Origin of the sequence: Acinetobacter sp. YH12108 (assembly GCF_013419055.1) — a bacterium.
Lineage (GTDB): Bacteria > Pseudomonadota > Gammaproteobacteria > Pseudomonadales > Moraxellaceae > Acinetobacter.
Window position 1 is genome coordinate 1 of record NZ_VPAW01000043.1, and the last position, 10367, is coordinate 10367.

Sequence of the window (10367 nt, forward strand, 5' to 3'; positions counted from 1 at the left end):
GCTTACGCGCCTGCGCAATGGCTGCGTCTGGCGCCAGATACCGGCCTCCATCGGAGAAACTGTCCGAGGTTATGTTGACGATGCCGAAAATGATGAGCGATTTATTCATGGGGGCTTCTATAATAATAATAATCGAGCATGAGTCTCATACGGATGCTCGGGTCGAAAGGGAATCCCCAGGCGAGTAACCTGTTTGCGGTGATCCATTAGCTGCAGGAGCAGAATAGCATACATCTGGAAGCAAAGCCAGGAAAGCGGCCTATGGAGCTGTGCGGCAGCGCTCAGTAGGCAATTTTTCAAAATATTGTTAAGCCTTTTCTGAGCATGGTATTTTTCATGGTATTACCAATTAGCAGGAAAATAAGCCATTGAATATAAAAGATAAAAATGTCTTGTTTACAATAGAGTGGGGAATATATAAGGTGTACATGTCTTGTTCTACTGAGTACAACGTGATGAAGTCAGTCGTATATGAAAACTTGCCATTTTCGCTCTCTAGCTTGATTTGTTGGTGTTTAACGAGCTTGAGTGGTGAAATGCAGTCACCGCCATAGATCGCAACTGTGCCACGCTCTTTGTACAGCTTAATGAGTTTTTTGGTGCATTTTAACGGCTTGCCGTGTTTGTCCAATTTTGGTTGGTTGCGAACAAAGATGTTATAGCGAAGATTCGAGTCACCAAGCATCCCGCTTGTTGTTTCACTGATGGTCAATTGGCGTTTAGACTTCTTATAAAACTCTAATAAGCGTTGCTGTAAATTGAACCGTGAAACACCGCATTCGATGTCAAAATCTAGACCTTTAAAAGCGTTTTTATTACTGTTGTTTCCAAAGTAACAAACTGCATCGTTAAACATTTGCGTTAAGTTTGCAAAAATTAAGAGAAAGTCGTTTTGTGGGTACGGACGTTTTTGATACATGCACCCAAACTCACTGTCTGACAACTTATAAAAATAGGTGCGAACGCCAGTATAACTGCAAAGTGAATCATAAATGCGTGTGCCTTTAATTTGAATCTGAGTAACATAGCTAGATGAAAATTCAGGGGTAGCCCAAAGCATAGGGCTGAACAGGATGTCCTTCACTAATCCATTGTCGTATGCACGGTCGCCAACGCGACTTTTTTGGTTAATGCGGTCGTTTTGGGTGTAAACATGGATGTTCTTCAGCTCCAACGTTTCACGTTTGAACACGGTCTTTTCAGCGGTAGCAGTAGCGGTCGTCATGGTGAAGTTCCTTATCGGCTTAAATACGTCTGTGCAAAAATTGCTTGCATGGTTTTAAAAATTTGGTCTGTTTCAAAGTAGTCAGAAATTTGCTCTTGGAATGGGCTTTGATGGTTGCGAACCAACGTGCGAATCGCAGAACTATTTAAGGTGTCTGAGTTGGTAAAACCATTTTTTAGTACTTTGATCTCAAAATATGGGCTAGTGGATGCAATCACACTGACAATAATGTTGCCGTCTTGGTCTGTCTTAACTGACAAATCAGCAATTGGGCTTAGCTCATGGCGTAAAAAATACATATTGTCGGGGTTATAGATTGCTTTAAATCTGATTCCGTCTTGGCATATAGCGCAAAACAGTTCATTCACCGACTCAGCAGTAAAGATCGCCCCAAACGTCACAACAACAGGCCCGACATTTTTTTGCTGTTTTTCATCATGTTTGATGGTTAGCTCGCAATGCGCTGTAATTAGGTTTTGCATGGTTTATATCCTCAAATGTGATTCAGTGGCATACGCACGTTATCCGTGCGTATGGGTGAATTGAATTAAGAAAGTTCGCGTGACCAACAATCTTCTATACGGTCGTATGCGTAGCCGTTTTGAGCCATTAACGTGCAAATGTCTTCAAGGTTTTTGCCAAAGATATTTACTGAGGTAACTTGGTCGAGTACTGATGTATGACCAAAGTTTTCTTTTAATGTTGCAACATAGATTTCAACGTCCATGAAGAAGAAATTTGTTTTATCAGCCAATGTCGGCATGTGCTGTTGAAATTGAAGTTGAGCATAGTCACTATCCGCTTGAAGATCCGCAAGGGTTAAATCACAGTTGTTGTCGATGTAATCTGAGATTTCATCAAACAATGTTTCCATGTGAGCACCGCTAAAAGTTTTAGGGAAACCGATGTATAAAGTGCCTTGTAACTGTACTGATTGAGCGTTTAAATTTGACATGCTGTTCACTCCAAGTTTTAAGCTTTCTGCTTTTGATAGTTTCATTTTATGGGAAAACACAACCTGGCAAACCTTTCTCGAAAAATAAGATTTTCAATCTTTTTTTAATCAATTAAAAAACATCGCTTGCGTACTAATATGATTTTTCTATTAGCCGTATCGCCGTAATGCATTAAGAATAATTTAACGAGCAATTAGTTAATTAATTAAGTTTAATTAAATTGTTAAGTTTTAAAACATATGAAGATGAACCAGCTCAAGACCGTCTTGTGCTTGAAAACATCACCATTGCTGAAGCGATGAAGTTAGCTGAAAACAACGGATTCTTTAAAGCAAAGTACCAGGTGCTTAAAGTGATTCAATATTTTGATGTTGAATTGGTACTCACGGCGTCTGATGTTGAGTACTGTGCTGAATTACACCAGTTTAGCGGTGGCTATAACGTGACGGTGCTTGCTGATACACCTGAACAAGATCTTATTGCAATTCTCAATTCATTGGGGATATTGAATTAGAGCCATCTCGTGATAAGAGAATGCAGCTCCGAAAAATGGAGTCTAAATTTAAATCTGCCTTTAAGGGATATGATTTATCCCAAGTATCCATAGTGATATGGTCAGTGTATGTTCACCAGTGGCACGATCGCAAAATTAGTACCGTATATATCTAAAAAAAACCACAATAACAATTGATGGTTTTTTAATGAGCTTTATAAAATGGGTTCATCATACGCACGGCGTTTGTGTTTTACATTTGGATCTATGCCAATTTGATTCGGATATAACAGGTTTAATACCTGGTTAATGCGATCAACTACGCATTGATTAAACAAGATATGACAGTTACCGTTTTCGTAGATCTTAATGCGTAATAAATTATCATCAATGCTATGCCAGATACCACGATCTAACCTGAGTTTATCTAATCTAGTGTGGTCTAAAGGCTTGCCAAATAACTGCCTTGCTATAAAGCGTACTTCTTCCACTAAATTATCTCGTCTGCAATAAGAATGGTAGCTATTGTGATGAATGATCACGCACGGGTTAATACCAGCACCAAGATTGGTTTTGTATTTGCTTGATAATTGGCAAAACAATGAATCAACTTTACGAGCATATGCCATGTGGCGCGTAGACCAGATAGATTCTAAAAATACATTCACGTTATCCATCGTGAAATCTTCAATTTCATGACGAGCAATTTTATCTGACAACGCATCATATTCTTTTTCAGATATAAAGTTTCTAAGATTGATGATCTCAGTTAACTTCCTCCAGAAGCATGACGATATTTGTTTTAAAGCAGATTCTTCAGTATTGAATGATGATGAATATGATTTTCGGGTGATTGCACTCACAATCTGGTAAGCATCAAGTTCAATATCTTTGATGCTTTCATAAATAACCTTTATTGACGATTTTGCTTTTTCGCATTGCAAAATTAGCTTTTCGACTTCAATAAAGTCTAATTCAGATGCTTGCACTTCTCTTTTTATATTTACCAACATATTCATAATTGCCCACCTAATTAGCTTAATTGTCTATATAGATATTTTAATAAAAACCATGGTCATTAATTTTTTTTTAAAATTTATAAGCTAACTTTTTCACTATAATTAAATTAAATAAGCACAACGCTTAAAACTTGGTGTAGTGGAATATGGCTCAACCTTTAAAATTCCTTTTAATACCACTGGCTATGTTAGCCAGTGTTCTGTATAATGCTCTATGAATTCATTACTTATTTTTTTAAATTAAAAATCATATGCAAAGCTTAAATGATGAAGAGTGTCGCCAAGTTGAAAGTGTAAAACAGCTTTTACAAAAAAATTTTAAAGATAAGCTTTATGCTATTTATTTATATGGTTCGTATGTTGATGGTGGTTTAAAACATAAAAGTGATCTTGATATTTTAGTTATTATTGAACGTGAAATTACCGATCAGGAAAGAAAACAATTAGCGCAGAATTTTCTAAATATATCTGTTCCGATTGGTCATGCTACAGCGCGTGCCTTAGAAATTACGATATTAGAAAAAGGGAGTATTACCAATAAAAATCATCCATATACATATCAGCTACAATATGGCGAGTGGTTGAGAGAAGAATTACTCAAAGGTGAATTACTTTATAGTCAACCTGATCCAGATATTAGTATTTTACTTAAAACTGCCCAATTACATAACATTACTATCTTTGGACCTGATATTTGCGATTGGTTAAATCCAATTAGCTATGAACAATTAATATTTGCCATGCAAAAAACTTATCCACAAATTATTGCTCATTGGAAAGACGATCAGGATGAATGTAATCAAATTTTAGCGCTATGCCGTATAGCTTATACATTAGATCATAAAACAATAGTTGCCAAGGATGTTGCTGCGACATGGTTTTTAGAATTCTTAAGTCAGATAGATCAAGACATTTTGCAACTCATAATAGATGAATATATTGGGCAAGGTCATGAGCAATGTTGGTTAGTTTTACATGATCAGCTTGCTAAAATTGTTAAAGAATTACAGCATAAAATTGAACCACTACTTTTTAACTGATGTGGAAGTAATGGATATGCTTCTTAGATTATTACCTCACTATATCTCTAAATACCGAAGAGACTTGATATTGCAAAGGGGGGCGTGGTTGGAGTTGCATGAAGATTTTAAATAAAAGCGGAGGAACTAGGGTAAAAGTTGCCAAAAAGTTTCTTCTGAAATGACTTTTATATTATGACGTTTAAGCAAAGCGGAGGTAACTCCATTGCCATAGATCTTATTCCCATTAAATTGACCATCGTAAATCATTGAACTACCACATGAAGGGCTATTTTCTTTAAGCACTACCAGAGTAGCTTTTAATAATTGAACTTTTTTTAAAGTTCTATATGCCCCTTCAATATAGATTGAAGTCACATCCTTTCCTGATTTTTCAATTACACAGGCTTTTCCATCTAAGACATCATCGCCATTACCTCCCGAAATCTCGGCAGGTTCGCGTGGTGTTGATAAACCGCCAAGAATCTCTGGACATACCATAGTAGCTTTTCCATCTTTGACTAATTTTTCGATTTTTTCGTTTAAGCTATGCGTCCCGTTATAACGTACCTTTAAGCCAGCCAGACAAGAACTTACTAAAATCATATTTCCTCTATGAAAAAGATATGTATCGATTTGCTATTTAGCCAGTACCTATTATTTTTTAAAATTAATAGGTTAGTGCTATGGATAAAACAAGAATTTAAATATGATCAATGCAAAGTGAGTTATTTTTTTTCTAACCCACAAAGCTTATAGATTAGTTTGATCCTTTTTGTTTAGAAAATTTATCAACAGTTCCCATAACAATAATGAAAAAAATAGGGACAAACACTAAAGCAAGAAGAGTTGCACTGATCATTCCTCCAAATACGCCAGTACCTATAGCCTTTTGGGTTTCAGAACTCGCACCACTTGCAAAAACTAAAGGAATAACTCCGCATGTAAATGCTAAAGAAGTCATTAAGATTGGACGCAAGCGCAATTTTGCAGCTTCAACGGTTGCTTTAACTAAACTCATCCCATCTTCTCGGAGAGCCTTAGCAAATTCAACAATTAAAATGGCATTTTTCGCTGATAATCCAATGATGGTAATCATACCAACCTTAAAGAAAATATCATTGGGCATACCTCTTATCATTACAGCTATAAATGCACCTATAAGCCCTAGAGGTACAACCAACATAACAGAAAGAGGGATGGACCAACTTTCATATAACCCAGCTAAAACAAGAAATACTACGAGCATAGATAGAAGTAATAAAAATATAGTTTGCGATTCAGCCTGTTTTTCTTCTAAAGAAATACCACTCCATTCATACCCCACACCTTTTGGAAGTTGTTTGATTAAATTTTCCATTTCTGACATTGCTTGACCAGAAGATATACCAGGTGCTGGACTACCCGTAACACTTAAAGATGGACGACCATTGTAACGATTGTATTGTTGTGGGGAGTATTGCCAAACTGGAGTAATAATCTCAGACATAGAAATCAGTTTACCACTTTGACTATTTACTTTGATTTGTAAAATATCATCAATACTCATACGTGATTTGGCATCAAGTTGAACAATAACTTGCTGCATACGATCTTGATTTGGAAAATCGTTGATATACATTGAACCCATTGAAGTAGAAATGATATCGGTAACATCACTGAAGTTAACACCTAATATTTGTAGTTTTTCACGATCAATTTTGAGTTGTACAGAATTTCCATCTGGTAAACCATCAGAGTAAACATCTACAACTTTTTTACTTTGAGTTGATAAACTGAGTAATTGATCTTGGGCTTGTGCTAATGCTTGCATGCCAATATTTCCTACATCCTGCAATTGTAATGAAAATCCAGAAGAGCTTCCTAATTCATCAATTGCTGGAGGCAATACAGACATTACTTGGCCTTCCGAGCTGTCAGCCATTGCAGTATTCGCATTATCCACGACTTGTTGGGCAGTAATTTTACGGTCCTCAAAGGGGAGTAAATTGGTAAAATACATTGCTGTATTTTGCCCTGAACCACTAAATCCAAAGCCTAAGATCGCCATATTATCTTGAATACCAACTTCTTTATTTAGATGTTCCTGAAATTCAGTAACAACTTTTTTGGTACGTTCTTGTGTGGCATCAGAAGGAAGTTGAATTGATGTCATAAACCAACCCTGATCTTCTTCTGGCATAAATGCAGTAGGTACTTGTTTAAAACAAAAAAGAAGTGCAACAACAATGCCTATAAAAAATAGCATAGCCGTTCTTTTATGTTTAATGACTTTAAATAAACCATGTTCATATCGATTATTTAATTTTTCAAAACTTCGATCAAACCAAGCAAAAACACCTTTTTTCACATGATTTTTATCTATTGGTTTCAACATGGTTGCACATAAAGCAGGTGTCAAAGTTAAGGCTAGGAATGCTGAGAATAAAATCGAAACTGACATTGTGATAGTGAATTGGCGATAAATAATCCCTACTGAACCATTTGCTAAAGCCATTGGTAAAAATACTGCAGCCAAAACCAAAGTAATACCAATAATCGGATTCGTAATTTCTTTCATCGCCTTCGAGGTGGCATCTGCAGGGGACAAGCCTTCTGATACCATGATTCTTTCCACATTTTCAATCACTACAATGGCATCATCTACAATGATCCCAATCGCCAGCACCATACCAAACATGGTTAGGACATTGATAGAAAAGCCAGCAAGTAGCATTACAGAGAACGTTCCTAGCAATGCTATGGGAGCAACAATAGCTGGAATTAAGGTATAACGAACATTATGAAGAAATATGAACATTACAATAAAGACTAAAACCATGGCTTCAATCAATGTTGTAATTACTTTTTGAATAGAAACTTTAACAAATGGTGCAGTATCATAAGGGATTGAGAATTTCATTCCATCAGGTAATGAAGTACTCAATTGGTTGATTTTTGCCTTTACCCCTTCAGCAGTTTTAACGGCATTTGCATTGGGACTCATTTGTATTGCTATTGCTGTAGATGGATTACCATTCTCTAAAATGGCAAAACTATAAGACTGCGCACCAACCTCAATATGAGCCACATCTGATAACAGTACAGTTGCCCCATTTTTATTCGAACGTAAACTAATTTTTTTAAATTGTTCAACAGTCTCCAATTGCCCTTGTGCTGTTAATGGAATCGTAATTTGCTGTCCTTTGAGGGCAGGTGTATCACCTATACGACCAGGTGAAATCGGGAGGTTTTGATTTTGAATAGCCGTATTTACGTCTTTAATACTCAGACCATAAGATACTAAACGATTTGGATCGACCCAAATGCGCATAGCTTTTTCAGCTCCAAAATTCTGGATTTTCCCAACCCCATCAACTCGCTTGATTTCTTCAATGACGTGTCGTGTCATGTAGTCACTTAGGTCTATTTCAGAATATTGATGATTAGGGGAGTTCAGACCTATGATCATCAAAAATCCAGATGAAGCTGCATCAACCATAAGCCCTTGTTGTCGAACAGGTTGAGGTAGTCTCGACTCAATTGCTTTGATTTTGTTTTGAACATCAACTTGAGCAAGCTCTACATCTGTACCAGGCTTAAATGTAGCAGTAACAGTAGCGCTACCAGAGGTATCTGAACTTGAACTGTAATACAGTAAATTCTTAACACCTGACATTTCTCTTTCAATAAGTGTTACAACACTGTCATTGAGCGTCTTTGGTGTAGCTCCAGGATACATTGCTGTAATACTAATTTGTGGTGGAGCTACACTTGGAAAGCGTGCAATTGGCAATTTAGGTATACTTAATACACCAAATAAAATAATAAATAAGGCGATGACCCAAGCAAAAATTGGTCGACGAATGAAAAATTGAGACATTATTGCTGCCCCCCATTTTCATTATTCGTTATAGGTGCTTGCCATTGTTTTACTTTTAGTCGCTGATTAGGTTGAATACGGTCTACACCTTCGACAATGATTTTTTCACCCGCATTTATACCTTGCGTGACTACATAACTATTTTGATAACGCTGACCCAGTTGCACAGTTTTACTTTGTGCTTGCTCTTTTTGGTTGATAATAGTTACATTCGCCTTACCACTAATATCATGTTGGATAGCTTGCTCTGGCACTAAAATCGCATTATCAACTTTTGTTCGGCTCATGTTGATACGGACATACATGCCGGGAAGCAATTTTTGACTAGGATTATTCGCTAAAATACGGATAGTCACATCACCAGTATCGGGATCTACTTTAGTGTCTGAAAATAAAATTTCACCCCTTACATCGTATGGCTTACCTTGACTATTTAGTATTTCAACGTTATGGCTAGCATTTGACAAATTCCCTTGTTGTAATGCTTCCTGTATTTTTTCATAATCAGTAATTGACTGTTTTACGTCGATATACACTTTATCAATTTGCTGTACTACTGCCATGGCTTTAGTATCACCTTGGCTGACTAATGCACCTTCAGTCACTAAAATCTCACCAATAATTCCAGATATTGGCGATGTAATTGTTGCATATTTTAGGTTAAGTTGTTGACGTGAAAGTATCGCTTCCATTTGAGTAACATCAGCTTTTGCTTTCTGATATTCTGCTTCAGTATTGTTATATTCTTGCTTACTAATTGCATTAACTGTCACCAGTTCAGCGTATCGTTTTAACAAAATTTGAAGGCGTGTTACTTCAGCCTCAGCACGATGTAAAGTTGCTCTATTACTTTTGACATCAGCCTGAAATATTTCAGAATTTAATTTAAAAAGTGGTTGACCTGCATGTACATAAGTACCCTGTTTAAATAGAACTTTATCTACTATGCCACCAACCTGAGGGCGAATTTCAGCAATACGATATGCAGTGACACGCCCAGGGAGATTTTCAATCAGATTTATTGATTGTGTTTGGGCAGTCATTACACTTACTGATGCTAACGGTGCATCTGCTGAATGATGCTCTGCATTTTCTGATTTTGAGCAGCCTATTAGTAGCACAGTCATAATGCCAGCTGAGCTAACTAAATAACGACTTTTTTTCATAATTTCCATCTTTGAATAGGGTTAAGCTCATACAGTTAAATGATAAATAGCGGTATAACTAAAGTTTAGATTAACTGGTGAAGAGCTTACTAAAGTGACATTTTGCTTAAACTATATAAGTGAAGTAGGCATTGTATTAAACGAATATTTAAATCATTCGATTTAAATATTCTAAGTTAATAAAATAGTGACTTATAAAATAAAAAACGGAAGGTTTTCATTTTCACTGGTTTGATGACATAAAATCTTAAAGCTAAGTATTGATTTCTAAATCATATTGTTGCAGTACACTAGGGGTCAATATACATTTGAATATTGATGAATAAATTCCTAATTGATGTTGCATTTTCCATCCTTCAGAAAAATCTGCCATTAACCAAATAACCTCATCTACAAAAATATGCTCAATTGCAATAAACCAATATTCTTTTTCAAGATCTGTCAGCGTTACAAATTCAGCATATCCTTGTTTAAAAAGATTCCACTCATCAACTGTAAACAGAGGTGGTTCCACTTGTTTGAACAACTAAAAGCGTATTTATAAGTGATATTCCGCTCTAGTTAAGCCACCTTGTTTTGTTGGGGTAGCTGATCATAGTAAAACTCATTTGGTGTCATTTTGTCTAG

Annotated in this window: 10 protein-coding genes and 1 pseudogene; 2 read left to right on the plus strand and 9 right to left on the minus strand. The window is 36.2% G+C overall.

Annotation, left to right across the window (positions count from 1 at the left end; genetic code table 11):
* From FTU46_RS16100 to FTU46_RS16115, 4 genes and pseudogenes are all read right to left on the minus strand, one after another.
* Positions 1-109: pseudogene (locus FTU46_RS16100) on the minus strand (dihydropteroate synthase); the annotation flags it as partial.
* 240 nt (positions 110-349) lie between these two features.
* Entirely contained in the window at positions 350-1225 is an 876-nt protein-coding gene (locus tag FTU46_RS16105; RefSeq protein WP_081406141.1) for a hypothetical protein, read from the minus strand.
* A gap of 11 nt (positions 1226-1236) precedes the next feature.
* Positions 1237-1707, minus strand: a complete 471-nt coding sequence (locus FTU46_RS16110; protein WP_065995118.1) for a hypothetical protein — start codon at positions 1705-1707, stop codon at positions 1237-1239.
* A 65-nt stretch (positions 1708-1772) separates the two neighbouring features.
* Positions 1773-2180 (minus strand): hypothetical protein, encoded by a 408-nt coding sequence (locus tag FTU46_RS16115; RefSeq protein ID WP_005005986.1) that lies wholly within the window; start codon positions 2178-2180, stop codon positions 1773-1775.
* A 221-nt stretch (positions 2181-2401) separates the two neighbouring features.
* Here FTU46_RS16115 and FTU46_RS16120 point away from each other — a divergent pair, with 221 nt between their 5' ends.
* Positions 2402-2695: a hypothetical protein gene (locus tag FTU46_RS16120; protein ID WP_005005987.1), complete on the plus strand. Its 294-nt coding sequence runs from the start codon at positions 2402-2404 to the stop codon at positions 2693-2695.
* Between the two features lie 194 nt (positions 2696-2889).
* Here the strand turns inward: FTU46_RS16120 and FTU46_RS16125 are convergent, their stop codons facing one another.
* Complete coding sequence (locus tag FTU46_RS16125) at positions 2890-3693, minus strand: DUF4942 domain-containing protein (RefSeq protein WP_005005990.1); 804 nt, start codon at positions 3691-3693, stop codon at positions 2890-2892.
* Between the two features lie 251 nt (positions 3694-3944).
* Between FTU46_RS16125 and FTU46_RS16130 the strand changes: the two genes are divergently transcribed.
* Entirely contained in the window at positions 3945-4733 is a 789-nt protein-coding gene (locus FTU46_RS16130; RefSeq protein WP_180081700.1) for an aminoglycoside adenylyltransferase domain-containing protein, read from the plus strand.
* Positions 4734-4859: 126 nt separating this feature from the next.
* Here the strand turns inward: FTU46_RS16130 and FTU46_RS16135 are convergent, their stop codons facing one another.
* The 4 genes from FTU46_RS16135 to FTU46_RS16150 all read right to left on the minus strand — a co-directional run bounded on the left by FTU46_RS16135 (position 4860) and on the right by FTU46_RS16150 (position 10254).
* On the minus strand, positions 4860-5318 hold the full coding sequence (locus FTU46_RS16135; protein ID WP_077170035.1) for a DUF523 domain-containing protein: 459 nt from the start codon (positions 5316-5318) through the stop codon (positions 4860-4862).
* Between the two features lie 154 nt (positions 5319-5472).
* Positions 5473-8574, minus strand: coding sequence for an efflux RND transporter permease subunit (locus FTU46_RS16140; protein ID WP_038349993.1), 3102 nt, complete (start codon positions 8572-8574; stop codon positions 5473-5475).
* Complete coding sequence (locus FTU46_RS16145) at positions 8574-9740, minus strand: efflux RND transporter periplasmic adaptor subunit (RefSeq protein WP_052232764.1); 1167 nt, start codon at positions 9738-9740, stop codon at positions 8574-8576. The genes FTU46_RS16140 and FTU46_RS16145 overlap by 1 nt, the downstream gene beginning before the upstream one ends.
* A gap of 253 nt (positions 9741-9993) precedes the next feature.
* A complete protein-coding gene (locus tag FTU46_RS16150) occupies positions 9994-10254 on the minus strand; it encodes a hypothetical protein (RefSeq protein ID WP_038349994.1) in 261 nt (86 codons plus the stop codon).
* Positions 10255-10367: the final 113 nt, after the last annotated feature.

What these genes read in the sequence shown, in the direction of transcription:
- FTU46_RS16105 (WP_081406141.1), bottom strand. Translation starts at nt 1,225, where the DNA reads ATGACGACCGCTACTGCTACCGCTGAAAAGACCGTGTTCAAACGTGAA.
- FTU46_RS16110 (WP_065995118.1), bottom strand. Translation starts at nt 1,707, where the DNA reads ATGCAAAACCTAATTACAGCGCATTGCGAGCTAACCATCAAACATGAT.
- FTU46_RS16115 (WP_005005986.1), bottom strand. Translation starts at nt 2,180, where the DNA reads ATGTCAAATTTAAACGCTCAATCAGTACAGTTACAAGGCACTTTATAC.
- FTU46_RS16125 (WP_005005990.1), bottom strand. Translation starts at nt 3,693, where the DNA reads ATGAATATGTTGGTAAATATAAAAAGAGAAGTGCAAGCATCTGAATTA.
- FTU46_RS16130 (WP_180081700.1), top strand. Translation starts at nt 3,945, where the DNA reads ATGCAAAGCTTAAATGATGAAGAGTGTCGCCAAGTTGAAAGTGTAAAA.
- FTU46_RS16135 (WP_077170035.1), bottom strand. Translation starts at nt 5,318, where the DNA reads ATGATTTTAGTAAGTTCTTGTCTGGCTGGCTTAAAGGTACGTTATAAC.
- FTU46_RS16140 (WP_038349993.1), bottom strand. Translation starts at nt 8,574, where the DNA reads ATGTCTCAATTTTTCATTCGTCGACCAATTTTTGCTTGGGTCATCGCC.
- FTU46_RS16145 (WP_052232764.1), bottom strand. Translation starts at nt 9,740, where the DNA reads ATGAAAAAAAGTCGTTATTTAGTTAGCTCAGCTGGCATTATGACTGTG.